Here is a 280-nt window from a genome sequence, read left to right on the forward strand (position 1 = left end):
GCCATAAACTTGTTGAGGGCCAACGACTCTAAAATACGATGCTCCCTGAAATACCATTACTTCGTCTTTATACTCGTTAGTATTTAATGGGTAATGTAAGCGAAATCCAGCATGGCCTAGTTGAGTGCCCGCCACACTTTTAGCTATTTCTTCTTGTAGTGGTGCAGCAGTGCCATCGTATTGGTAAAAGTCGGTGCTGAAAGGTAAGCGGCTACGTTTAGAGTCGCTATCAACAGTATTTATTGTTACAGGTGTTTTATATAAAAAACCAGGGTGGAAT

The 280-nt window shown here is 41.4% G+C and carries 1 protein-coding gene; it reads right to left on the reverse strand.

Going from position 1 to position 280, the window contains the following annotated elements; genetic code table 11:
• Positions 1-280 (reverse strand): glucan biosynthesis protein (locus tag AAEY57_RS19735; RefSeq protein WP_350608637.1); only part of this gene is annotated, 280 nt, incomplete at both ends.

Source organism: Pseudoalteromonas sp. MER144-MNA-CIBAN-0113, assembly GCF_040308965.1.
GTDB classification, from domain to species: domain Bacteria; phylum Pseudomonadota; class Gammaproteobacteria; order Enterobacterales; family Alteromonadaceae; genus Pseudoalteromonas; species Pseudoalteromonas tetraodonis.